Raw genomic sequence first — 23,143 nt, forward strand, 5'->3', positions numbered from 1 at the left:
TCGAGCGGAGTGGCGGCCTGAGCCGGTGCCTGCTGGGCCGGGTTGTCCTGCGTCGGCGCTTGGAACAGCACCGCGGCAGGCGCGGCAGCCCGACGCCGCGTACGCCGAGCACCCGTCTCCTCAACCGACGCGCCACCCGAGGAGCTCCCACTCCCACCAGCAGCACCATCAGCGGCCACCCCGGAGTCCGCGGTGGTTTCGGCAGCGGGTGTGTCGGTGGGGGTCGTGCGGCGGCGGGTGGTGCGCTTGCGTGGGGCGGTTACTTCCCGCGTACCTGAGGTGTCAGCGGAAGCGCCGGGACCGTCGGTGACCGGGGAATCCGTCGTCACCAGGTCACGATCGGCCGAGGCGCTACCAGTTGAGCGGCCCGCTGCCGACGAGCTGCCGGCGGAGGCTGCGTCGGCGGAGGCTGGGTCGGCGGAGGCTGCGTCGGCGGTGGAGGCGGCCTTCTTCGTGGTGCGCTTGCGGGTGGTCTTCTTCGCGGGTGTCTCCACGACCGGGCCCGCGTCCACGGTGGAGGCGGCCTCGGCGGTGACGTCCGGGAGGGTGTCCTGGGCGGCCACCTTCTTGGCGACGCGCTTGGTGGCCTTCTTGGCCGGGGCCTTGGCGGCGGTCTTCTTCGCGGCCGGCGCCTTCTTCGCGGCGGCCTTGGCGGCCGTCTTCGCGGCGGCCTTCTTGACCGGAGCCGGGTCGGCGGACCGGTCGTCGGCCTGGGTCGGGACCGCCTCGGCGGCCTGGGTCGCCTCTGCGGCGGGGCCCGGCTCGGCGGTCTTCTTCACCGTGCGCTTGCGCGTGGTGGTGGTCTTCTTCGCGGCCGGCGCCTTCTTCGCGCCGCGGCGCGCGGAAGGGGCGGGCTGGTCGGTGGCAGTCGTTTCGGCTGCGTCGGTGGTCGGCTCGTTGTCGAGCATGTAGTGCGGTCTCCTCAAGCCCTCCGGCGCATCCTGCGACCCCTGTCACGGGTCCGGGCGCTGCCACAAGGCGGTCACGGTTCGCCGCGCCTGGCCCCCGGACTACTCGGGGCCGCAACGTGGCGGAAGCCTGCTGGATCCGCTCCGCCCGCGCTCAGGGCACAGAGGAAGCGGCGGCGTCGCCCTCCGCTGTGTGCGTCTGGTGGGGATCTGCCTGGCCGGTCGCGGTCGCCTGGTTGGCGTCGCGGTCACGAGCGAGCGGATCTTCCACCGTGCCGGTGTCCGCGGTGAGCGGGCCCTGGGCGAGCCTGGTCAAAAGAGCCGGGCCCGTCACCGGGAGCGTCGCCACCTCGCGCACGCCGGCGAGAACGTCGTCGGGTCTCACGGCCGGGGTTCCGTGCCGTAACACCACTTGCAGTATCGCACACGTCGCAACCGGCCCCGGTTCACTCGCGACGGTGAGTCGGAGAACGGCTGCCCGACAGTCGAACGAGCGAAGTCCGCGTTTGGTCATGCGCTCGACCGGAATTTCCTCCCGGCCGAGGAACGCCTCGACCGCCGCCCCGGCGGTCTCCGGATCGACTCCGGGCAACGCGATCTGCCACTCGCTGGCTTCGAGCCGCTCGGCCAGCCCACCCGGCCCGGCGACCACTACCTCGAGCACGTCCAGCCCCGGCGGCAGCGCTTCGTCCAGTGCCGCCCGGACCTGCTCGGCGTCCCGCTCCTGTGTGAGCGATATCTCCAGGTACTCGGCTTCCGAGGCTGCCCCGGTCGGCGCGGCGCCCGCGTACGAGATCTTCGGGTGCGGGCTGAAGCCGTGCGAGAAGGCCACCGGCAGCCCGGCCCGGCGGACGGCGCGCTCGAACGCCCGCTGGAAGTCGCGGTGTGAGGTGAATCGCAGCCGCCCCCGCTTGGCGAACCGGACCCGGAGCTTCTGGACCGCAGGCAGCTGCTGCGACGGCGGAGCTTGAACTGGTGGCACGCGCACAGTCTCTCAAACAGCGCGCGGCAACGTCCGCCCGGTGACGCGGTCGGGCTCGCGCGCCCCCGCGCTCACTCCGACGGGGTGTACCGCGCTTCCGGCGCCCAGACCGGCCCGGCGGCGCGGTCCAGCTCGACGTGTACGTCGCCGCGCAGGTCGTCGTACACGATCACGCGGCTGCCGTCGGTAGGGACCCGATCAGGTGACGTACGCATCCGTGCCCGGCGCTGGTGATGCCCGGCCGGCGAGTCGTACTCGATGGTGACGTTGAGCTCGGGATTGTTGCCGAGCCAGTAGACGATGTCTCCGAGCCGTACCTGCCCGCCGTACCGGCGTCCGTCCCGCCGGAGCCGGTCGATCGTCGTCTGCCGCTGGTACGCGTGCAGCAGGGCGCCGGGCAGCCGCAGCATCACGGCGACCCACCACAGACCGGCCAGAACCGCGAGGGCCGCCGAGATCGCGATGGCCTCGGTGCCGATCAGGCCCTGGGTGGTCCGCCGGATCGTCTCGGCGGTGTCGATCCGCAGTGCGGTGACGACAGAGATAGCTGCGCCGGCAAACAGTCCGGCGAGCAGCGGCGCCGATCGGAGGAACGACGCGGCCCGGCGCTGCCCGAAGCGTTGCCTTGCTTGTTCGGTGACGTCTGTGGTGACGAAGAGGGTCAGGTACCCCCCGACGACCGCCGCGACGATCGCCCAGACGACCGGGACGTCACCCGGTACGTCGACGGCGCAACTGCCGGCGGGCGCGGACGTGCCGCCGCAGAGCAGTGACGTACCCAGCAGACTCGCGATCCCCCAGCCGATGAAGCACAGCGCCGACGAGATCAACAGGCGTCCGGTCAGCCGCCCGGGCCGCTCGCTCGGGGCCAGGCCGGTGATCCGGCCACCCTTGTCGACGGTGGAGAAGACCGGCCGATGATCCCACCAGTCGCGCGAATCCACGTCCCCCTGAACCCCGTCCCCCGACGCCACCCCACCAACCGCGTCGCCCGCCACCCCTACCTCCCCAGGCTTCCCCGCCTCCCCCGGCTCCACTGCCTATCCGGGTCTAACTCGGGCGAACAGTAGCCGGAAATAAAGTGATACTGCATCCCTCCGAACCCGTTCGCTTGCCGGCGAGTGCGGGGGCCGGGTGGGGTTCAGGGCTGGGCGGCGGATTTGCCGGTCAGGTAGAGCGCCCAGCCGAGGAAGCCGAACGACACGGTCGCCAGGACCGTGCGGACCAGGTTGAAGGTCCGCCACTTCGACTCGTCGAACGCCGCCCGGACCGCCGCGACATCGATCGAGCCCGGGTCACCGGCCGCCTTCAGCGCGTCGTTCATCGGTACGTTCACCGCGACCGTGACGATCATCGACACCAGGTACAGCGCGAACGCGATCGCGATCCACGGCAGCGCCTTCTCCTTCAGACTGACCGCGCCGGCCAGCACCGTGAACAACAGCGCGCCGACGAAGCCGAGTCCGAGGAACAGCGGGTTCACGATCGCCCGGTCGACCGCCTGGAACGCGCTCACGAAAGTCTTGTCGTCGGTCGTCGCCAGACCGGGCATGAACGCGTTCGCGTAGATCCCGTACACCCCGGCCACCAGGCCCGTCGTCATCGTGGCCGCCATCAGTGCCGCCACCCGCAGTCCGTTCATCTCACTCCTCCAGTACGGCGGGAACTCCCCGCACCGGAAAAGCTATGCGCCCCAGCCCCACGACAACATGTCGCCAAAACTCACTTCCATGTCAGCACCACTCATCCCACTCAGCCCGATCGGTCGGCGGCGACCGCTTGGTTGGGTCAGTTGGGGCGGGTCGGGCGGCGCGGGTTGGTTGGTTTGGGTTAGGAGTTGGTGCATTGGGCGGTGCGTGGGCCGGTGACGTGGTTGGGGGCCTCTAGGTTTGTCGGGGCTGGGGTGTTTGCCGAGCAGGTCAGTGGACCGTTGACGGTGTTGCCGGCGAGGGCCGCGGGCTCAGTTGTCTTTGAGTTGGTGACGGAGACTGGGCCTTGGATCGTGCTGCCGACGACGACCAGGCTGCGGCTGGTGCGGTCGGCGCCGACCGGGCCGATGACGGTCGAGCGGAGCAGTTGCAGGTCCGCGGCTCGGTCGGCTCGTACTGGTCCGGCGAGGCGACTGTCTCGCGCGATCAGTGACGCGCCGGCCGCAACGACGGTCGGACCGTTGACAGTGGCGTTGGTCAGGCAAGTGACGCCGGAGCTCAAGTACAGCGGGCCATTGTGCGTACCGGTAAGCGTTTTGGTGCAGGCCGGCGCGGGGCGCAAGAGCGTGACCGCGAACCGCTTGGGCGTACCAATGTTGCCAGTGGCATCTATCGCGCGGTACTCGACCAGATGACGCCCGTACCCGGACGGCACGTTGTCCCACGGAACCACTCGCGGCACGCCGAGTTTGCCGTACACCAGCTGGTCGATCTCGGTGCCCTCGGCCGTGAAGCGGAACGGTGCGGATGCGTCGGTCGGCCAGCCGTAGTAGTTGTACCAACCGTCTCCGTCCACGCGGAACTCCGGTACGACGTAGCCGGGTTGTCGTCCGTTGCCGACAGTCCCATTGTGAACGTGTCGTCGTAGACGTACTCGGGGCCGCTTGCCTTTTGTACGGTCAGCAGCGGCTTCGACATCGTTGGTGTGACTGTCGGTTCGACGCCATCGACCTGCCAGGCCAGGGTGTCGGCGCCGACTTGCGCGGTCAGGATGTGCCGGCCGGTCAGCTTGAGCGGCGCGAGGGCTAGATCCCGATCGTTGCCCGGGTTCGGCACGACGGCGCCATCGAGCCGCCAGGTGATCGCCGGCTGTGCTGTCGCGGACTGGGTGGTTTCCACGTACACGACCTCGTCCGCACTGACCGGATGCTCGGTCGGCGTCGACGCGGCGAACGTCGGCGGGGCTGTCGAGGTTGGCGCGGTGGTCGAGGCGGTCGTGGTCGACTGGCTATTGTCAACAATCCACGCGCGGGTCGCCGTTGGGCGGGCGGCTGGGTCGCGGATGAACGTAGTATTGTCAACAATCGACGCCGTCAGCGTGTGCTTTCCGGGCGCCAAGTCCAGGGCGGCGAGGTCGACGGCGCGGGCGTTGGCGGTGGGCAGGGGCGTACCGTCGAGCGTCCAGGTGACGTCCAGCTCGTGATCGACCGGGTGCAATGTCTGCAACCAAACCACCTGGTCAGCAGCGACCGGGCCGGCCGGCGTACTCCCCTGGAACAGGGTCGCCTTCGCGGACAACCGCTGCGTCATCCGCTCGCGCGACACCTGATCGAAGTAGTACCCGAGGACCTTCATCATCGAGTGCGCGCTGGGCCGCCAGACACCCGAACCGGCGTACATCCCGCCCTCGTACCGCCCGATCGTGCCGCCCGACTCGGACTGCTCCCCCAGCCAGCGGAACCACTTCTTGTGCTGGTCCAGCATCTGTTGCTCGGTCAGCAGACTGTGATGAATCGAGGACGGCTCCGGACCCTGGTACGGCGCTCCGCGATCACCGCGCGCGTAGTAGTCGTACTCATCCTGCAGACCACCGAGCGAATGACCGAGCTCGTGCGGCGTGATCAGAGCCGAAAGCGCGTTGCCACCCGAGGCAGTGGCGTACGAACCACCCGCGCCGCCGTACGTCGCGCTGTTGCCGATAGCAAGGATCTGCCGATTGGCGGAGGTGGTACCGGGAACCAGATCGGCGTACCGCGTCGCCGCCGCCTGGCTGACTGTCAGCAAGCGCTGCACGCTGCCCGGATTACAACCGCCCCAGAACCCCATCTGCAACGGAGTGTCACGTTTCGGCGCATCCAGCCCTGGATCGCAGTCCACGCCGCTCTCCGGAGAGGCGATCTCGACGGCGTACACGTTGACGTAGTTCCGGTACGACTTGAACGGCTCGATGCTCCAGAGGATGTTCAAGTGCTTGTCCAACTGCTCGCGGAACTTCGGCAGCTCGGCCGCGGTGTAGCCGTCACCCATCACCACCAGGTTGAACCGGGACGCGGCCGGCCCGGTGACCTGCACCGGCACCACAGTCGCCTCCGGAACAGCAGCCGCGTCCCGTACCACAGTCGCACCCCGGTCACCCGGCGCGCCCCAAGCACCCGGTGCGCCCCAAGCACCCGGTGCGGCCTGAGCGGTCGGTGCGGCCTGAGCGGTCAGCGGTAGCGTGATCAGCACGACAAGTACGGTCAGGAGCTTCGTACGCATGGTTCCTCCACCAGCTGGGCGACGCTGACGTCAGCAGCTTACGAAGGCGGGCCCGAGTACGTCAGGACCTTCCGCGTGGCGACCTGGCGCCGAACCGGGTCCGCGTGCGGCATCATGAGGGGTCGGGGAAAGTGTGAGGAGAGGACACCGATGACGGAACCGGCGCAGTCGCCGCGGCGCGAGCCGGACCAAGCGGTCGTGGATGCCGGCGACGGCGATGGCAAGGGCATCTACTGGGTGCTGAAGAACCTGGTCGTCGGGCCGCCGGTCAAACGCGTCTTCCGGCCGAACGTGGTCGGTGCCGAGCACATCCCGGCCACCGGCGCCGCGATCATCGCCAGCAACCACCTCTCGTACGCGGACTGGATCTTCATGCCGCTGGCGCTACGCCGCCGGGTGACGTTCGTGGCGAAGTCGGACTACTTCACCGGCGCCGGGATCAAGGGCCGGTTCCAGCGCGGGTTCTTCAAGGGCACCGGGCAGGTCCCGATCGACCGGTCCGGCGGTTCGGCGTCGGAGGGCGCGATGCGGGCCGGGATGAAGGTGCTGGAGCGCGGCGAGCTGTTCGGGATCTACCCGGAGGGCACCCGCTCGCACGACGGCCGGCTGTACAAGGGGCGTACCGGGGTGGCGCGGCTGGCGCTGGAGGCGAAGGTGCCGGTGATCCCGTGCGGCGTGATCGGTACGGACGTGGTCGCCCCGCCGGGCAAGATCGTGGCGTCGTTCGCGTCCCCGACGGTGAAGTTCGGTGAGCCGCTGGACTTCTCCCGGTACGAGGGGATGGAAAGCGACCGGCTGATCCTGCGGGCGGTCACCGACGAGATCATGTACAAGATCATGGAGCTGTCCGGGCAGGAGTACCTGGACATGTACGCCACCAAGGCCAAGGCGCTGGAGGGCCGCGCGGTGACCGGGGCGCCGGATCGGGTCCGCAAGACGGACACCTGATCCGGTTGGTGAGATGCGGTGGGTCTAGTCTGGTAGATCGTGGACGGACCGATCGCATATCAGGGTGAGCCAGGCGCCAACTCGGCGATGGCGTGCACCGACATGTTCCCCGAGCGCGAGCAGTTGCCGTGTACGACGTTCGAGGACGCGCTCGAGGCGGTCAGCAGCGGGCGCGCCGGTCTCGCGATGATCCCGGTGGACAACTCGATCGCCGGGCGGGTCGCGGACATCCACCACCTGCTGCCGGAGTCCGGGCTGCACATCGTCGGTGAGTACTTCCTGCCGATCCACTTCCAGTTGCTCGGTGTGCCCGGGACTTCGCTGGATCGGATCAAGACGGTCCGCAGCCACGTACACGCGCTCGGGCAGTGCCGGAAGATCATCCGCGAGCACGGCTGGTCGACCGTCGTCGCCGACGACACCGCCGGCGCGGCCCGCGAGGTCTCCGAGCTCGGCGACCCGACCGTCGCGTCGCTCTCACCGCGGGCCGCCGCCGGGCTGTACGGCCTGGAGACCCTCGCGTCCGACGTCGAGGACGAGCACCACAACACCACCCGCTTCCTGGTCCTCTCCCGCGAACCCGAGATCCCCCCGGTCGGCTCCGGCCCGATCATCACGTCCTTCGTGTACCGCGTCCGCAACGTGTCCGCCGCGCTGTACAAGGCACTCGGCGGTTTCGCGACGAACAGCGTGAACATGACGAAGCTGGAGTCGTACCAACTGGGCGGCATGTTCTTCGCCACCCAGTTCTACGCCGACATCGAAGGCCACCCCGAAGACCCCAACGTAGCCCTCGCCCTCGAAGAACTCGCCTTCTTCTCCGTCGAGGTCCGCCTCCTCGGCGTCTACCCCGCCCACCCCTTCCGAGCCACCATCGCCGAACCAGCCGCCAACAGAGCCCTCCGCCCTCATCACTAGGGTCCGGGTGACGGGTTGTTGCACCGCTGACCGGCTGTAACAAGTCAGCGGTCAAACAAACCGCCAGCGAGCAGGCCTGGCGGTGGTTAGGGTTCGGGGATGGAGATTGTTGGGGTTGATGGGCGGGATGTGGATGTTTTCGGGCGGTTTTATGGGGTGAAGTTCGGGGTTCGGCGGGAGGAGCTTGAGTTTCCGGTGGGGTTGGGGGTTGAGGAGGCTCGGGTGGTGATGGCTCGGGAGCATGCGGATGTGCGGGCTACTGGGCTTGGGCTGGTGGACGGGGATGTCTGGCTGGGGGTGGCTTGGCTGGACTGGTGGCTGGTGGGGAACACCGACACGGTGGACGTCGAGCTCGCGGTGGTGCCGGAGTATCGGCGGCGTGGGGTGGGCAGCCGGTTGCTGGAGGTTGCGGCGGATCAGGCGAAAGCGGCGGGGCGGCGGATCTTGTCGGGGACGAACACGGCGGGTGATCCGGTGACGGGAGCCAGTCCGGGTACGCGGTTCGCGGCCGCGCGTGGGTTCGTGCAGAAGCACGCCGAGTTGCACCAGGTGGCTGAGCTGCCACTGGATGAGGCCGCGCTGGACCGCCTGGATCAACCAGTTGACGGGTACGAGATCGTGCAATGGCGTGAGCACACGCCGGACGAGTGGATGCCGCAGTTCGTCGAGTTGCTGAGTGGCATGAGCGAGGACGTACCGACCGGCGACCGTACGGACGAGCCGATCCACTGGACGCCTGAGCTGGTACGGAACGCGGAAGCGCGCCGGGTCGCGCAAGGGCGGTTCACGTACACCACCGCCGCCGTACACACCGCGTCCGGCGAGCTCGCCGCGTACACCCAGATGGGCGGCACGCCGGAAACGCCCGATCGGCTGAATCAGTACGACACGTACGTACGCCGATCGCATCGCGGGAACCGGCTCGGCATCGCCGTCAAGGCGCCGAACCTGCGCGCACTACAGGCCGGCGTCGCGCGCAAGGCCGTACTGCACACCTGGAACGCGCCCGAGAACGCCCCGATGATCGCCGTCAACACCAAGCTGGGTTTCCGCCCGGTCGCCCAGCGCACCATCTGGGAACGAACCCTCTGAACCCAAGCACGCTCGAACCCCACGCCGACCCTAGACCCGGAACGCTCGAACCCCACGCCGGACCTTAGACCCGAGCACGCTCGAATCCCACGCCCGCCCTAGACCCGCGCCCGCCGCCGACTGACCAGCTGCCAGCTACCGGCGATGGTGAGCACGATGATGGCCGCGGCCGGGACCTCGTCGCGGAGTTCGCCGCGGACCCGGGTGTTGGCCCGCGCGCACCGGGCCAGGTGATGCAGCACCTGCACCCGGCCGTCGTGATAGTGCTCGGACGCGGCCGTGCAGCGCGCCATTTGGGTGCCTGCGGCATCGATCTGCCCGCGATGGTCGATCGCGTCCGGGAACACCCAGGCCAGCAGCCCGACGAACGCGCCGATGGTCAGCACCAGCCACGCGGTGCGTTTCGGTGCGCCGGTCACTCGGCGGCGACCCGTTCCGCGCGGTGGCGGCGGACGCGCCAGATCACGAAGACCACGATCACGATCGCCGCGACGGCCAGCGCGGCGACCCGCCCGAAGGTCTTCTCGACCTTGGCGTACGAATGGCCGGCCAGGTACCCGAGCAGGACGACGCCCGTGCCCCAGACGATCCCGCCGGCCGCGTTGAAGCTGAGGAACTTCAGGTACCGCATCCCGGACATGCCCGCGAGAGCCGGCATCGTGGCCCGGAAGAACGCGACGAACCGGCCGAGGAACACGGCCGTGCCGCCGCGCTCGGCGAGTTGTTTGCGGGCCGCGTCGAGCCGCCCCGACCGGCCTTTCACCAACCGGCTCGACAGCAGCTTCGGCCCGAAGAAGCGCCCGACCTCGTACCCGACCGTGTCGCCGAGGATCGCGGCGCCGATCACCACCACCAGCACGATCGGCAACGACGCGTGCCCGAGCGCGGCGATCACGCCGCCGAGTACGGCCGCCGTCTCACCGGGTAGTACGAAGCCGACGAACAACGCGTCCTCGGCGAACACCAGCAGCCCGACCACGCCGTACACGGCCGCCCCGTGCAGACCGAGCAGCCAGTCAGTCAGCCCTTTCATGGCAGGCGCGGCCGCCGGACGTCGACCAGCACCGGACGCAACCTGGTCGTCGCGACCGCCTCGACCGCCCAGGTCAGTGGCCGGCGCAGCAACAACCAGGTGCCGAGGGCAACAATCCCGCCCAGCAGCAGGCCGGCCACGACATCGGCCGGGAAGTGCGCCGCGATGTACACCCGGGTGAACGCCATCAGCACCGCGGCGGCGGCCGCGATGATCCCGAGCCGCCGGTTCACGATCCACAGCCCGACCGCGACCGCGCCGGCCATCGTCGCGTGGTCCGACGGGAACGACGGGTCGGTGCTCCGGTTCGCGAGCACCAGGATGTTCGGCAGCGTCGTGTACGGGCGTGCCTCGTGCACCGCGTGCACGATCGGTTGATTCACAGCCACAGCCAACAGGGTCGCACCACCCGCCGCGATCGCCGCGGCCACCCCCTTCACCTGCCCGGATCGCCGCGCCACCCACCAGCCCGCGACCAGGAGCACGCCGAACAGTACGACGCCGTAGTTCGCGTACGCCTGGGCCGGGCCGTGCAGCCACGGCGTGGCCTCCGCGAACTCGTTGATCTGCCCGAACAACCAGCGATTCACCGTAGCCCCCATCTACTACAATTCGGGTAGTAGCTGAAATGCTACTACCTTGTCTGTAGTAGTCGTGAGGAGACGTCGGTGCCGGCATCCCGGAGCCAGAGTCGCGGGCGGGGCGATCTGGAGCAGCAGGTGTTCGCCGCGCTGGCCGCGGGCGGCCGGGCGATGACCACCACCGACGTACGTGACGCGCTCGGCGGTGAGCTGGCGTACACGACCGTGATGACCGTGCTGGCGCGGATGGCCACGAAGGGCCTCGCGACCCGGAAGCGCGTCGGCCGTTCGTACGCGTACACGGCTGTTGTCGACGCGGCGGAGGTCACGGCGCATCAGATCCATCGGCTGCTGGACGAGCGCGGCGATCGCGCGGCGGTGCTGACTCGGTTCGCCCGCGGGCTGTCCCGGGAGGAGTCCCAGCTGCTGGTGGATCTCCTGGCGACCGACGAGCGGGCGTCATGACGACCGCCGCGGCGCTCGGGCTGATCGCGATAGTTGGGTACGCGTTGATCGCGCCGGCCGCGAGCCGGCGGTTGGTGCCGTCGGTCGCGACGGTGCTGCTGGTCGTGGGCAATCTGCTCGCGGCGGCCAGTGGGGTGTTCATCCTTGCCGTGCTGGCGTTCACGTGGATCGGGCAGTTCCCGCTGGTCGCGCAGCAGGGCGCGTGGTCGCCTGCGGCGCTTCGGAGCGACAGTCCGGTGCCGGCTTGGCCTGCCGCGGTGAGCGGTTGTTTGGTGATGATCGCGCTTGGATCGTTCCTGGTCGCTGGGCTGCGTCAGGCGCGGGCGCTGATCGCCGTACATCGCGCGTGCCGCGGGCTTCGGCCGGTTGGCGATCTGGTCGTACTGGACGATGAGCGGCCGGATGCTTTCAGTACGCCGCAACCGGCCGGACGGGTGATCGTGACGAGCGGTTTGCTGCGCGCGCTCGATCATCGCGAGCGGAAGGTACTGCTCGCGCATGAGAACTCGCATCTGGCGCATCATCACGCCTGGTGGAACCTGGCAGCCGGGCTGACCGCCGCCGTCAACCCACTCCTGCGTCCAGCCGCACGCGCCGCCGCGACCGCCGCCGAGCGCTGGGCCGACGAAGACGCCGCGCGAGCAGTAGGCGACCGACGATTGGTCGCCGAGACACTGGTCCGCGTTGTTCAGTTACAAACTCACTTCACCCCCTCGGCGCCGGCCGCCGGTCAGCCTGTTGCCGGGGCGACTGGGGGTGATCTGGAGGCTCGGGTTCGGGGGTTGCTTGCTCCGCCGCCGCGTCGTCGGCCGGTGTTGATTGTGGCCGCGATCGCCGTCTTCGCAATCGGTTCGCTGCCGGCTGCAGCGGTGCAGCACACCGGCGAGAGCCTGTTCGAGCACGCCGAGCGCCCGGCGGCCGTACACCACACCTGATCCGGCTGCTTTCAGTACGGTCGAAGGGGTCGACGGACGTTACTCAATGACCTAATCTGCTGACTCTCTGTAAATTATCAACCGGAGGGTGTGCAGATGAGGAAGCTCGTAAGCGCGGTAGCCGCAACCGCCGCGGCGGCAGCCGGACTGATGGTGGCCGCACCGGCTCAGGCCTCGACAGCGTCGACGGCCGCCTGTGACCTGGTGACGGCCAAGTCGGTCGGCTACTCGGCGTCGATGTTGTTCGTCGCCGTCGGCCTGGAAGGGTGCTCCAACAGCGTCACCGAGGTCCGCGTGGAGCTACAGAAGGGCGCCAGCGCATCCGGTCCGTTCAGCACGGTCGCCGAGACCTACGCGTACTCCGGCGGCGGCGCCTGGTTCGACGGCGGCACCGGCTGCGGGTACTACGTCGGCGTCGCGCACTGGCAGAACCAGACCGAAACGACGCCGACACCGGCGTACTACTGCAACTAGACGACCGACAGAGGTAGGAGCTTCTTGCCGGTGGGGCCGATCTGGATTTCGGTGCCCATCTGGGGGCAGACGCCGCAGTCGAAGCACGGTGTCCACCGGCAGTCCTCCACCTCGATCGCGCCGTCCTCCTCGAGTGAGTCCTGCCAGTCCTCCCACAGCCAGTCGCGGTCCAGCCCGGAGTCCAGGTGGTCCCACGGCAGTACCTCGGCGTACTCGCGCTCCCGCGTGGTGTACCAGGCCAGGTCGACCGGCTCGTCGGCGAGCGCCTTCTCGGTGCTCTCGATCCAGCGGTCGTACGAGAAGTGCTCGCTCCAGCCGTCGAACCGTCCGCCGTCGCGCCAGACCGCCTCGATCACGCGGCCGATGCGACGGTCGCCGCGGGACAGCAGGCCTTCGACGATGCCGGGCTTGCCGTCGTGGTACCGGAAACCGATCGCCTTCGCGTAGTTCTTGTCCGACCGGATCGCCGCGCTGAGCTTCGCCAGCCGGGCGTCGGTCTCCTCCGAGCCGAGCTGCGCGGCCCACTGGAACGGCGTGTGCGGCTTCGGTACGAACCCGCCGATCGACACCGTGCAGCGGATGTCCCGCCGGCCGGACGCCTCCCGCCCGGTCGCGATCACCTTTTTCGCCAGGTCCGCGATCGCCAGTACGTCCTCGTCGGTCTCGGTCGGCAGACCGCACATGAAGTACAGCTTCACCTGCCGCCAGCCGTGGCTGTACGCGGCGGCGACGGTACGGATCAGGTCCTCCTCGGTGACCATCTTGTTGATCACCTTGCGCATCCGGTCCGAGCCGCCCTCGGGCGCGAACGTCAGCCCGCTCCGCCGGCCGTTGCGGGAGAACTCGTTCGCCAGCGTGATGTTGAAGGCATCGACCCGGGTCGACGGCAGCGACAGCGAGACGTTGCTGCCCTCGTACTGGTCGCCGAGGCCCTTCGCGACGTCCGCGATCTCGCTGTGGTCGGCCGACGACAGGCTGAGCAGGCCGACCTCCTCGAACCCGGACTGCTTCAGGCCGTTCTCGACCATCGCACCGATCGTGGTGATGCTGCGCTCGCGCACCGGCCGGGTGATCATGCCCGCCTGGCAGAACCGGCAGCCGCGCGTACACCCGCGGAAGATCTCCACCGAGAACCGCTCGTGCACGGTCTCGGCCAGCGGTACCAGCGGCTTCTTCGGGTACGGCCACGCGTCCAGGTCCATCACCGTGTGCTTCGCGGTCCGGAACGGTACGCCGGGACGGTTCGGCGTGACGCGCTGAATCCGGCCGTCCGGAAGGTAGTCGACGGTGAAGAACTTCGGGATGTACACGCCGCCGGACTTCGCCAGCCGGAGCAGCACCTCGTCCCGGCCACCGGGGCGGCCCTCGTCCTTCCACTCCCGGATCACCTCGGAGATCGCCAGCACGATCTCCTCGCCGTCACCCATCACCGCGGCGTCGACGAAGTCGGCGATCGGCTCCGGGTTGAACGCCGCGTGCCCACCGGCCAGCACGATCGGGTCCTCGTCGGTGCGGTCGACCGCGTGCAGCGGGATGCCGGCCAGGTCCAGCGCGGTCAGCATGTTCGTGTACCCGAGCTCGGTCGAGAACGACAGCCCGAACACGTCGAACGCGCGCACCGGCCGGTGGCTGTCCAGCGTGAACTGCGGGATCGCGTTGTCCCGCATCACCTGCTCCATGTCCGGCCAGACCGAGTAGGTCCGCTCGGCCAGGATGTGATCCCGCTCGTTCAGCACTTCGTACAGGATCTGGACGCCCTGGTTGGGCAGTCCCACCTCGTACGCGTCCGGGTACATCAGGGCCCAGCGGACGCTGACCGCGTCCCACTCCTTGCTGACCGAGTTCAATTCACCACCGACGTACTGAATCGGCTTCTGCACACCCGGCAGCAGCGCCTCCAGGCGGGGGAACAGCGATTCGACAGTCATAAGCACTTCCAGTCAGCGATCAGAGCGTTTACCAGACTAACGCCGTGGGTCGCGCACGCTGGAATCGCCGGCTCAGGCGAGGTGGGCGAGCAACAGCGGGTTGATGACGTCGGGGTGCGAATAGGTGACCAGATGGGCGGCGTTTTCGATGATTTCGAGGTGCGCGCCAGGGATCTGGGCGGCCAGCGGGACGACGGTTTCCGGTGGGACGGACGTGTCGGAGTCGGCCGTGATCAGGAGTACAGGGGCGGTGATGGCGCCGAGGGCGGGGACCAGGTTGGTGGTGCTCAGGGCCTCGCAGCAGGCGGCGTAGCCCTCGGTCGGGCAGGCGAGAAGCATCTCGCGGACGGGCGCGGTCTCGGTGAATTCAGGCCGGAACCAGCGGCCGAGAGTGGCGTCGGCGATCGCCTTGGTGCCCTCGGCCCGTACCTGAGCGGCCCGGTCGATCCACGGTTGCGGGGTTTCGGCCGGGTTCGACGGCGGGCAGATGAGCGCGAACCGGTGGAACCGCTCCGGCGCGTTCTCCGCCAGCCAGAGGCCGACCGCGCCGCCGAGGGAGATCCCGACGTACGAGGCCTGCTCCGCGCCGAGCGTGTCGAGCAGTTCCAGGACGTCACCGCCCAGGTCCTCGATCGTGTACGGGCCATCGGGCGCCTCGGACTCACCGTGCCCGCGATGATCGAACGCCACCACCCGGAAGCGCTTGGACAGTACGTCGAGCTGCGGCGCCCACATCCGGTGGTCGGCGCCGAGCGACGAGCCGAGCAGCACCACGGGCGCCTCGGCCGGACCGGTCTGCACGTAGTTGAGTCGCATGTCCCCCACCCTACGAAGTCAACGGCATGATCGTCGTGCGCCGCTGGTGCTCGAAGACGACCGAACTGCGGATGTCGGCGATCTCCTGCCGTTTCGCCAGCGCGAGGACGAGATCGCGCAGCGCCTCGGTGTCCTTGACCGCGACATGGGCGAGGAAGTCCGCGCCGCCGGACACCATGAACATCGCGAGCGTCTGCGGCAGCTCCATCACGTACGCCTGGAACGCGGTCGCGACCGCCATCGCCTGCGGCCGGAGCTTGATCGAGATGATCGCCTGGGTCGACCGGTCGATCGCCTTCAGGTCGACGGCCGCGTGGTACCCGCTGATCACGCCGCGGTCGCGCAGGCCGCGGATCCGCTCCAGGCAGGTCGACGGCGCGATCCCCAGCTCGGCCGCCATCTCCCGGTTGGTCCGGCGGGCGTCGTTCTGCAGCATCCGCAACAGCGCCGTATCAAGTTCGTCCACAGCTTCTAGTTTCGCAGATTCGCCGAACGATGTTCGGATCAGCCGCCGATATTCCGTGCAGTCGGCTACCTTCACCGGCGTGCTGACGAACAAGATGGTCCTGGTGATCGCGAACGAAGCTCCCCTCGGCGAGGCCCTCAACACCGCCGCGCTGCTCGGCGTCGGCCTCGGTCGCCACCACGACGACAGCGTCGGCCCGGACACTGCCGACGGGTCCGGCGCGACGCATACCGGCATGTCGGCCTACCCGATTCCGGTACTCCGCGCGCCCGCCGCGAAACTCGCGTCCTTGCGCGCCCGCGCCGCGACGTACGCCGAGCTCACGATCCATGACATGCACCAGGTGGCACAGCAGGCCCGTACGTACGACCAGATGTCCGCGACGCTCAGCGGTACGAAGCCGGAGGACATCCAGTACCTGGGTCTCGCCCTGTACGGCCCGCGCGCCGCCGTCGACTCGGTCACCGGTTCGCTACCGCTCTATCGCTGACAGCTTCTCCGGGTTCGCGAGGATCCGGAGGGCGGTGATGCCGTCCGCGTCGCGGTCGACGGTCAGGATGTGCGGCCGGCCGCGGACGACGACATGCAGGGCCGGGCCGGTGACCAGGTCGATCGGGGTCGCGGTGAACTCGGGATGCGCGTAGATGTGCGCGAAGAAGGTCGCCACCCGGTCCCGGCCGGTCACCGGTTTCCGGGCCGTCCGGCGCAGCCCGCCGCCGTCGGTATACGAAGTGGCCGTTGCCTTGAGCATCGATTCGAGCCGGGGCAGGTCGCCGTCCCGGGCAGCGGCGACGAAGTCCAGCAGCAGCCGGCGTTGTTCCGCCGGCGACGGCTGGAATCGCGGCTCGGCGTCGACCGAGCGGAGCGCCCGGCGGTGCAGCTGCCGGCAGTCCTCCGGCGTACGGTCCAGGATCTCGGCGATCTCGTCGTACGGGAGCGTGAACGCGGTACGCAACACGTACACGGCCCGCTGTGGTGGGGTCAGCCGCTCCATCAGGTGCAGCAGCGCCATCGACACGTCATCGAGGTCGAGTACGGTCGCGGGCACCGGCTCCGGGAGCCATTCGCCGACGTAGCTCTCGCGGCGTGCCTTTCGCGTCCGGAGTACGTCGATCGCCAGCCGCGTCACCACCCGGGTCAGGTAGCGGCGCGGCTCGGCGACCTCGGTGCGATCGGCGGCGGACCAGCGTACGTACGCCTCCTGCAGCACGTCCTCGGTGTCGTGCATGCTGCCCAGCAGCCGGTACGCGAGGCCCGCGAGCATGCCGCGCGCCGACTGGTACTCCTCCAGTACGGTCACCCGGCGAGATCCGGTTGCCTCCGGGTCGCGACGTTCAGACGGGTCCACAGGTTGATGGTGCCAATCGCAAGCAAGACGTTCGCGGCACCCTCCTCGCCGAAGTGCTCCACGACTCCGTCCCACGCCTCGTCGGGTACGCCGGTGCGCTCGAGGATCGTGACCGCATCGGTCAGCGCCAGCGCGACGCGTTCGCGCTCGTCGTAGAACGACGACTCCCGCCACGCAGCCAGACCGAACAGGCGCTGGCTGGTCTCGCCTTCCTTCAGGGCATCGGTGGTATGCATGTTCAGGCAGTAGGCGCAGCCGTTGAGCATCGACGCGCGGACCTTGATCAGGTGCAGCAGCGTCTGGTCCAGGACGCTCTGCACGTAGTTCTCCACGCCGTACACCGCTTTGAAACCGCGCGGCGAAACCTGGCTGAAGTTCATCCGTTCTTCCATACCGACACGACGGGCCGCGCCGCGGCGGGCGTGACACTGCCTGGTGTGACAGCGGTCACGCGAGTACCGGCTGCGGTGCCCGTGCACGGGACTGGGCGACGGCCAGCAGGATCATCACCGCGGGGATGCCGACGTCGTACACGAGAATGCCGCCGCCATTGCCGGGCTGGTGGTTGCCGTACGCGAACCACTGGTGGACGTGGCCGATCGTGGCGCCCCAGAGGAAGGCCGCGGCGACCAGGCCGACCGTCAGCCGCTCGCGCGCGGAACCGGACGCGGCCCGGAACGCGGCGACGGCCAGCGCCAGGTTGGCGAAGGCGATCTCGAACTGGAACGGGCTCCTGGTGAAGCCGATCGTGTCCGCCATGTAGTCGCCGATGGTCAGGAACGACAGCGTCATCCACAGGCTGCCGCAGCCGAGGGCGGCGATCGCCCACCAGCGCTGCCAGATCTCCAGTCTGGCGGCCCGACCGTCGATGCCGCGAGACCGGAGCAGCGCTCCGGCGCAGGCGATCACGATCCAGAGCAGCGGCGTACACGTCTTGATCAGGTAGGTCGTGGTGTCCATGACTTCAATCTTGCATAGTTAATATTAACTAGTCAACACTCCTGTACAGTGGCAGCTGTGGACGACGGACTTGGGGATCTGCTGCACCGGGTGGTCGCACTGCTCGGCGACGCGGCGCGCAAACACGGCGGCGAGGAGGGCGGCCTGACGTACAGCCAGCTGCGGCTGCTGGGGTCGGTCGAGGACGTGGAGCCGGCCACGCAGCATCGGCTGGCTCAGGTGCTCGGCGTTTCGGATCCGGCGGTCAGCCGGGCGTTGCGGCCGCTGGAGGAGAAGGGCCTGGTCCGCATCACCCAGGATCCGCGGCATGCTCGCCGGCGCCTGGTCGAACTCACGCCGGCCGGGCGGACGGCGTATCACACGATCGGCAAACCGCTCGCGGAAGCGCTCCGCCGGGCGCTGGCGGCGGAGGACTTCCCGTACGACCGCTATCTGGCCGACACGCTCCGGCTGGCCGAGATCCTCGAATCGTCCTGATCAGGAAAGCTGCAGGGCTGCCGCAGGGCTCGGGAGATCTGCGGCGTCAGGAGGTCTGCAGGGCTCAGGAGATTTGCAGGGTGTGGCGGACCTTGGTCACCGCGGTTTCGGTGGCCGGCTCCAGCTCGGTGCCTTGCCCGGCGAGGATGCTCACCGACACCAGCACATCGCCTACGCCAGTGACGGCCGCCGTGTACTCAAGGCCGCGCTTCGAGCCGCTCGTGCCGGTCAACCGGAACGCGAACGGCTTCGTACCGTACGCGGGCGCGGTGATCTTCTCGACCTTCATCGACGTACTGCCCGCGCCCTTGGTCTTCAGCGACACCTTCGGACACGAGTCGACCGCTTTCGCGTACGACTCGCGCAGGTCGCCGACCTCGCCGGCAGTACCCATCGAGTCCAGGACGTAGTCGATGTACGGACCCTCCTGGCCGCCGGTGAACGTACGAGCGGCAGTGGCCTTCGAGCCGGGCGCCTTGGTGGCGTTCAGGTACTTCACCAACTTCGCGCAGCGGTCATTCGACGACGAGAACGGCTTCGTACCGTCGACCGGCTCGTCCTTGTCCACGGAGAACCCACTCGGCAGATCGGCCAGCTCGAGCAGCGCCTTCGTCAGCTGCGCCTCGGTCCGGGTCACCGGCACACCCGGATCGTCAGGCGTACTCGGGGCCGGGGTGGGAGTCGACGACGTACTCGGCGTGCCGGTGCTCTTCTTGTCCTCACTGCCACAACCGGCGAGCGACAACCCGAGAACAGCAGCAAGCGCGAAGGAAACGATCCTGATCATGCGGACCTTCCGGAAGAGGCTCAAGGCGGCGAGCAGGGTGCAGCGTACCCGACCGGTCAGGTCGTCATCCGGGGCTGGGTCAGTAGCTGTGCGAGCGGAGGTGGATGTTCTCCAACAGGCCGACCGCGAGCAGGCAGGCGAACATCGACGAACCGCCGTACGACACGAACGGCAGCGGCAGGCCGGTGACCGGCATGATGCCGAGCGTCATCCCGATGTTCTCGAACGCCTGGAACGCGAACCAGCAGACGATCCCGGTCGCGACCAGCCGGCCGAACGCGTCCCGCGCGGTCACCGCGATCCGCAGCCCGCGGAACAGGATCACCGCGAACAGCGCGATGATCGCGCCGGCGCCGATCAGCCCGAGCTCCTCCCCCGCGACCGTGAACACGAAGTCGGTGTGCTGTTCGGGGACGAACGCGTTCTGCGTCTGGCCACCGTGGAACAGCCCCTGCCCGAACACGCCGCCGTTGCCGATCGCGATCCGGGCCTGGTTCACGTTGTACCCGATGCCCTGCGGGTCCGTGGACGGATGCAGGAAGGCGGTGAAGCGTTCGAGCTGGTACGTCTTCAGGACGTGCAGCTCGATCGCGATCGCCGCGACCAGCACGCCCGCGGTGAGCAGGCCGAGCATCCACCGTTTCGGTACTCCGGAGACCGCGATGATCCCGAACACGATCGAGCCGAGCACCATCACCGTACCGAGGTCCGGCTGCAGCATCACCAGGATCACCGGGATCGCGGCGACCCCGATCGCCTGCGCGACGTCGACGGTCCGGGCGTTCTCGTTCCGGTCGGTCTCGCCCTTCTCGGCGATCAGCAGCGCCATCCCGACGATCACCGCCAGCTTGGCGAACTCACTCGGCTGGATCGACATGCCGGGCAGCTGAATCCAGGACCGGGACCCGTTGATGGTCGAACCGACCCCGGGGACCAGAACCAGGATCAGGCCGACGATCGAGCCCGCGTACAGCACCGGCGCCAGGATCCGGACCCGGCGATGGTCGGTGATCGCGGCGCCGACCGCGAGGACCAGCCCGATCGCGAAGTTCAGCGCGTGCCGGGCCAGGAACGCGTACTGGTTGCCGCCGGTGAGCGTGGTCCGGTTGTGGGTCGAGGACCAGATCAGCATCGCGCCGAGGAACGACAGCGCCACCACGCACAGCACGAGGACCCAGTCCACGTGCCAGACCGTCGACCGGCGGTCCATCCGCGGCCTGGTCCGGATCGGGGTCAGCAACGCCATGCCCGGCTCCTCACTGCCCCGGCTGCTTACCGGGCGGTGGCGTGGGCTTGATGTTGTACAGCGTCTCGTAGATCTTGCGGACCGCGTCACCGCCGGCGCCCGAACCCGTACCTGCCTGGCTGATCATCATCACGACCGCGTACCGGTCGCTGTACGACGCGAGCCACGACGTGGTCTGCTTCCCGTACACCTCGGCCGTACCGGTCTTGGCGCGGATCGGGATCTGGGCCAGCGGGAAGCCCTGGAACTTCCACGCCGCCGTACCGGTCAGGGTGGTCTGCTTCAGGGCACTGTCGATGTAGCGCAGGGTGTTGGCCGGGACCGGCAGCTTCGCCTTCGCGGTCGGCTTGATCTGGTGCGACTTGCCGTTCGCGCCGATCCACGACTGGACCACGCGCGGCTCGTACAAGGTGCCGCCGTTCGACAGCGCCGAGTACACCGCCGCGAGCTGCAGCGGCGTGACGATGGTGTCGCCCTGGCCGATCGCGAAGTTCACCGCGTCACCGGCGCGGTACTTGTACCCGTCGACGCAGAACTCGCGGGAGAACTGCTTCAGGAACGCCGACGTCCCCGCGGGTGGGTTGCTCGCCAGCTTGCAGTAGTAGTCCTTCTGCGAGTCGTAGTAGGTCTTCTTCCACTTCCGGTCCGCGATCCGGCCGCTCGCCTCACCGGGCAGATCGACACCGGTCGGCGTGCCCAGACCGAACTTCTGCGCCATCTCGACCAGCGGATCGCGGGTACTGATGTCGCTGGAGTTGCCGCCCTCCTTGAGCCAGAGCGCGTACGCGATCCGGTAGAAGAACGTGTCGCAGGACAGCGCCAGCGCCTGGTCGAAGCCGATCATCCCGTACGACGCGGACTCGTAGTTCTTGAACCGGCGGTTGCCGACCTCGAAGTACGACGAGCAGTCCAGCCGGGTCTTCGGGCTGTACCCGGCGCCCATCGCGGCCGCGGTGGTGATCGGCTTGAACGTCGACCCCGGCGCGAGTTGGGCCTGCAGCGCGCGGGAGACCAGCGGCGTACCGGACTTGGCCGAGTAGAGCGCGTCCAGCTCGCGCTGGCTGATCCCGCCGACCCAGACCCCCGGGTCGTACGTCGGGTAGCTGGCCATCGCGACCACTCGGCCGGTCTTGGTGTCCATCACCACCGCGGCGCCGGAGTCGGCGACGTACTTGCGGTGGGTCACCGGGTCGGTCTGTTTCCGCGCGGTCATGATCGCGTTCTTCAGCTGGGCCTCGACCGACGCCTGGATGCGGGCGTCGATCGTGCTCACCAACGTCGCGCCCGGAACCGGCGCGGTCTGCTTCTGGATACCGGTCGTGTACCCGACCGCGTCGACGATCACGTCCTTCTGACCCGGTGTCCCGCGCAGGAGCTTGTCGTACGACCGCTCGATGCCGGCCCGGCCGACCAGATCGGACCGGTGCGGCACCGAGTCCTGCCCGGCCTTGTCCATCTCGTCGAGCTCTTCGGTGGTGATCGGCGACAGGTACCCGAGGATGTGCGCCGCGTTCACCTTGTAGGGCTCCGGATACGCCCGCAGGGTCTGCGAGTCGGCGGAGATGCCCGGGAAGTCCTCGCGGCGCTCCATCACCTCGATCGCGACCTGCTCGCTGACGTCCTTCGCGACCGGGATCGGCTGGTACGGCGTACCGTTCCAGCAGGCCGGTGGTTTGGACGCGCCCGGCTCACCGCAGAGCATCGTCCGCGCCTTCAGGTCGGCCGGCTTCTGCCCCAGCACCTTCGCCAGCCGAGCAAGTACGACGTTCTGCTGGGTTTGCGGGAGTTTCGCCAGCACCGAACGGTCCACGGTGATCAGCAGCGAGACCCGGTTGCCGACCAGCGTGCGGCCCTGCGAGTCCACGATCGTGCCGCGTGGCGCGGGAATCAGCACCTGCCGGATGTGCTGCGCGGTCGCCGCCTGGCTGTAGTCGGCACTCGACATCACCTGCATGTACCAGAGCCGGGCGAACAGCGTGCAGAGCAGCGAGAAGACCAGAACCCCGATCACCATCAACCGCAACCGCGCCTTGAGCGGCGCCTCGAAGCCGTCCCAGTTCACGGCGCGACCCGTCGCTCACGCGCGGGTTGGACGCGGCCCATGATCCACATCACCAGCGGGATCACCACGATCGCACCGACCACGTCGTACCCGGCGGAAATGCCCAGGCGGACGCCGAACTGACCCCAGTCGACCGACGGATCGTGCAAGAGCGATCCGGTCGCGCTGTACAGGAAAAAGGAGATCGCCGTCCCGAGCACGACCGTCAGCGCGACGCCGAGCGGACCGACCGGGCCGCTCGAGTTCTGCCGGCGGATCAGGCCGGCGACGTATCCGGCGATCGCCAGCGACAACGCCCAGCGACCGGCGGTGTGATCGGCCGGCGGGACGATGTCGAGCAGCAGACCGCCCGCGAACCCGGCGATCGCGCCCCACTCCGGCCCGCGCGACAGTGCCAGCGCGATCACCACGATCAGCGTCAGGTCGCACGTCACCCCGGCGACGGCGATGTTCGACAGTACGGACGTCTGCACGGTCACGGCGACCATCAGGAAAAGGGCCGCCAGCCCGATGCGTAGTGCGATCACGTG

At 68.7% G+C, this 23,143-nt stretch carries 26 protein-coding genes; 9 read left to right on the forward strand and 17 right to left on the reverse strand.

What is annotated here, in order from left to right; all coding sequences use genetic code 11:
• Nucleotides 1-1,062: 1,062 nt before the first annotated feature.
• The 3 genes from HDA44_RS14810 to HDA44_RS14820 form a co-directional block, all read right to left on the reverse strand.
• Nucleotides 1,063-1,890, reverse strand: coding sequence for a TIGR03936 family radical SAM-associated protein (locus HDA44_RS14810; protein ID WP_184834753.1), 828 nt, complete (start codon nt 1,888-1,890; stop codon nt 1,063-1,065).
• Nucleotides 1,891-1,961: 71 nt separating this feature from the next.
• Nucleotides 1,962-2,888 carry a hypothetical protein gene (locus HDA44_RS14815; RefSeq protein WP_184834755.1) on the reverse strand — a complete coding sequence of 309 codons (927 nt, stop codon included), beginning with the start codon at nt 2,886-2,888 and terminating at the stop codon, nt 1,962-1,964.
• Nucleotides 2,889-3,031: 143 nt separating this feature from the next.
• On the reverse strand, nt 3,032-3,532 hold the full coding sequence (locus HDA44_RS14820; protein ID WP_184834757.1) for an anthrone oxygenase family protein: 501 nt from the start codon (nt 3,530-3,532) through the stop codon (nt 3,032-3,034).
• 353 nt (nt 3,533-3,885) lie between these two features.
• Between HDA44_RS14820 and HDA44_RS37230 the strand changes: the two genes are divergently transcribed.
• Nucleotides 3,886-4,032, forward strand: a complete 147-nt coding sequence (locus HDA44_RS37230; protein ID WP_238352451.1) for a hypothetical protein — start codon at nt 3,886-3,888, stop codon at nt 4,030-4,032.
• A 176-nt stretch (nt 4,033-4,208) separates the two neighbouring features.
• Here HDA44_RS37230 and HDA44_RS14825 read toward each other — a convergent pair whose 3' ends face one another.
• Entirely contained in the window at nt 4,209-6,077 is a 1,869-nt protein-coding gene (locus tag HDA44_RS14825) for a M64 family metallopeptidase (protein WP_238352452.1), read from the reverse strand.
• 150 nt (nt 6,078-6,227) lie between these two features.
• Here HDA44_RS14825 and HDA44_RS14830 point away from each other — a divergent pair, with 150 nt between their 5' ends.
• The 3 genes from HDA44_RS14830 (at nt 6,228) to HDA44_RS14840 (ending at nt 9,035) form a co-directional block, all read left to right on the forward strand.
• Nucleotides 6,228-7,025 (forward strand): lysophospholipid acyltransferase family protein, encoded by a 798-nt coding sequence (locus HDA44_RS14830; protein ID WP_184834759.1) that lies wholly within the window; start codon nt 6,228-6,230, stop codon nt 7,023-7,025.
• A 39-nt stretch (nt 7,026-7,064) separates the two neighbouring features.
• The gene (locus HDA44_RS14835) at nt 7,065-7,943 is read left to right on the forward strand and encodes a prephenate dehydratase (protein WP_184834761.1); all 879 of its coding nucleotides are present in this window, start codon (nt 7,065-7,067) and stop codon (nt 7,941-7,943) included.
• Nucleotides 7,944-8,042: 99 nt separating this feature from the next.
• Nucleotides 8,043-9,035 carry a GNAT family N-acetyltransferase gene (locus tag HDA44_RS14840; RefSeq protein ID WP_184834762.1) on the forward strand — a complete coding sequence of 331 codons (993 nt, stop codon included), beginning with the start codon at nt 8,043-8,045 and terminating at the stop codon, nt 9,033-9,035.
• Nucleotides 9,036-9,133: 98 nt separating this feature from the next.
• Here the strand turns inward: HDA44_RS14840 and HDA44_RS14845 are convergent, their stop codons facing one another.
• From HDA44_RS14845 to HDA44_RS14855, 3 genes are read right to left on the reverse strand one after another with little or no spacing between them, the layout of a single operon-like run.
• The gene (locus tag HDA44_RS14845; RefSeq protein ID WP_184834764.1) at nt 9,134-9,454 is read right to left on the reverse strand and encodes a hypothetical protein; all 321 of its coding nucleotides are present in this window, start codon (nt 9,452-9,454) and stop codon (nt 9,134-9,136) included.
• The gene (locus HDA44_RS14850) at nt 9,451-10,068 is read right to left on the reverse strand and encodes a DedA family protein (protein ID WP_184834766.1); all 618 of its coding nucleotides are present in this window, start codon (nt 10,066-10,068) and stop codon (nt 9,451-9,453) included. The genes HDA44_RS14845 and HDA44_RS14850 overlap by 4 nt, the downstream gene beginning before the upstream one ends.
• Nucleotides 10,065-10,658, reverse strand: a complete 594-nt coding sequence (locus HDA44_RS14855; protein WP_202887375.1) for a phosphatase PAP2 family protein — start codon at nt 10,656-10,658, stop codon at nt 10,065-10,067. Before HDA44_RS14855 ends, HDA44_RS14850 begins: the two co-directional genes overlap by 4 nt.
• A gap of 78 nt (nt 10,659-10,736) precedes the next feature.
• On the opposite strand from HDA44_RS14855, the gene HDA44_RS14860 reads away from it, so the two are divergent.
• The 3 genes from HDA44_RS14860 (at nt 10,737) to HDA44_RS14870 (ending at nt 12,523) form a co-directional block, all read left to right on the forward strand.
• A complete protein-coding gene (locus HDA44_RS14860) occupies nt 10,737-11,114 on the forward strand; it encodes a BlaI/MecI/CopY family transcriptional regulator (RefSeq protein ID WP_184834770.1) in 378 nt (125 codons plus the stop codon).
• Entirely contained in the window at nt 11,111-12,049 is a 939-nt protein-coding gene (locus HDA44_RS14865) for a M56 family metallopeptidase (RefSeq protein ID WP_184834772.1), read from the forward strand. Before HDA44_RS14860 ends, HDA44_RS14865 begins: the two co-directional genes overlap by 4 nt.
• A gap of 96 nt (nt 12,050-12,145) precedes the next feature.
• Complete coding sequence (locus tag HDA44_RS14870) at nt 12,146-12,523, forward strand: hypothetical protein (protein ID WP_184834774.1); 378 nt, start codon at nt 12,146-12,148, stop codon at nt 12,521-12,523.
• On the opposite strand, the gene HDA44_RS14875 is transcribed toward HDA44_RS14870, so the two are convergent.
• The 3 genes from HDA44_RS14875 to HDA44_RS14885 form a co-directional block, all read right to left on the reverse strand.
• The gene (locus tag HDA44_RS14875; RefSeq protein WP_184834776.1) at nt 12,520-14,451 is read right to left on the reverse strand and encodes a TIGR03960 family B12-binding radical SAM protein; all 1,932 of its coding nucleotides are present in this window, start codon (nt 14,449-14,451) and stop codon (nt 12,520-12,522) included. The two genes, HDA44_RS14870 and HDA44_RS14875, sit on opposite strands and share 4 nt — an antisense overlap.
• 72 nt (nt 14,452-14,523) lie before the next feature.
• Nucleotides 14,524-15,267, reverse strand: a complete 744-nt coding sequence (pcaD, locus tag HDA44_RS14880; RefSeq protein ID WP_184834778.1) for a 3-oxoadipate enol-lactonase — start codon at nt 15,265-15,267, stop codon at nt 14,524-14,526.
• A 10-nt stretch (nt 15,268-15,277) separates the two neighbouring features.
• The gene (locus HDA44_RS14885) at nt 15,278-15,733 is read right to left on the reverse strand and encodes an Lrp/AsnC family transcriptional regulator (protein WP_184834780.1); all 456 of its coding nucleotides are present in this window, start codon (nt 15,731-15,733) and stop codon (nt 15,278-15,280) included.
• Nucleotides 15,734-15,812: 79 nt separating this feature from the next.
• Between HDA44_RS14885 and HDA44_RS14890 the strand changes: the two genes are divergently transcribed.
• On the forward strand, nt 15,813-16,223 hold the full coding sequence (locus HDA44_RS14890; protein ID WP_184834782.1) for a DUF2000 family protein: 411 nt from the start codon (nt 15,813-15,815) through the stop codon (nt 16,221-16,223).
• Here the strand turns inward: HDA44_RS14890 and HDA44_RS14895 are convergent.
• From HDA44_RS14895 to HDA44_RS14905, 3 genes are all read right to left on the reverse strand, one after another.
• Nucleotides 16,206-17,081, reverse strand: coding sequence for a sigma-70 family RNA polymerase sigma factor (locus HDA44_RS14895; RefSeq protein ID WP_202887376.1), 876 nt, complete (start codon nt 17,079-17,081; stop codon nt 16,206-16,208). The two genes, HDA44_RS14890 and HDA44_RS14895, sit on opposite strands and share 18 nt — an antisense overlap.
• Complete coding sequence (locus HDA44_RS14900) at nt 17,030-17,461, reverse strand: carboxymuconolactone decarboxylase family protein (RefSeq protein WP_184834784.1); 432 nt, start codon at nt 17,459-17,461, stop codon at nt 17,030-17,032. Before HDA44_RS14900 ends, HDA44_RS14895 begins: the two co-directional genes overlap by 52 nt.
• A 67-nt stretch (nt 17,462-17,528) precedes the next feature.
• The gene (locus HDA44_RS14905) at nt 17,529-18,041 is read right to left on the reverse strand and encodes a DUF6790 family protein (RefSeq protein WP_184834786.1); all 513 of its coding nucleotides are present in this window, start codon (nt 18,039-18,041) and stop codon (nt 17,529-17,531) included.
• Nucleotides 18,042-18,098: 57 nt separating this feature from the next.
• Between HDA44_RS14905 and HDA44_RS14910 the strand changes: the two genes are divergently transcribed.
• A complete protein-coding gene (locus tag HDA44_RS14910) occupies nt 18,099-18,518 on the forward strand; it encodes a MarR family winged helix-turn-helix transcriptional regulator (RefSeq protein ID WP_184834788.1) in 420 nt (139 codons plus the stop codon).
• A 64-nt stretch (nt 18,519-18,582) separates the two neighbouring features.
• Here HDA44_RS14910 and HDA44_RS14915 read toward each other — a convergent pair whose 3' ends face one another.
• From HDA44_RS14915 to mreD, 4 genes are all read right to left on the reverse strand, one after another.
• Nucleotides 18,583-19,305: a hypothetical protein gene (locus HDA44_RS14915; protein ID WP_184834790.1), complete on the reverse strand. Its 723-nt coding sequence runs from the start codon at nt 19,303-19,305 to the stop codon at nt 18,583-18,585.
• Nucleotides 19,306-19,384: 79 nt separating this feature from the next.
• A complete protein-coding gene (rodA, locus tag HDA44_RS14920; RefSeq protein ID WP_184834792.1) occupies nt 19,385-20,551 on the reverse strand; it encodes a rod shape-determining protein RodA in 1,167 nt (388 codons plus the stop codon).
• A gap of 10 nt (nt 20,552-20,561) precedes the next feature.
• The gene (gene mrdA, locus HDA44_RS14925; RefSeq protein WP_184834800.1) at nt 20,562-22,613 is read right to left on the reverse strand and encodes a penicillin-binding protein 2; all 2,052 of its coding nucleotides are present in this window, start codon (nt 22,611-22,613) and stop codon (nt 20,562-20,564) included.
• The gene (gene mreD, locus HDA44_RS14930) at nt 22,610-23,140 is read right to left on the reverse strand and encodes a rod shape-determining protein MreD (RefSeq protein ID WP_184834801.1); all 531 of its coding nucleotides are present in this window, start codon (nt 23,138-23,140) and stop codon (nt 22,610-22,612) included. The genes mrdA and mreD overlap by 4 nt, the downstream gene beginning before the upstream one ends.
• Nucleotides 23,141-23,143: the final 3 nt, after the last annotated feature.

It is taken from the genome of Kribbella solani, from assembly GCF_014205295.1.
Taxonomy (GTDB): domain Bacteria; phylum Actinomycetota; class Actinomycetes; order Propionibacteriales; family Kribbellaceae; genus Kribbella; species Kribbella solani.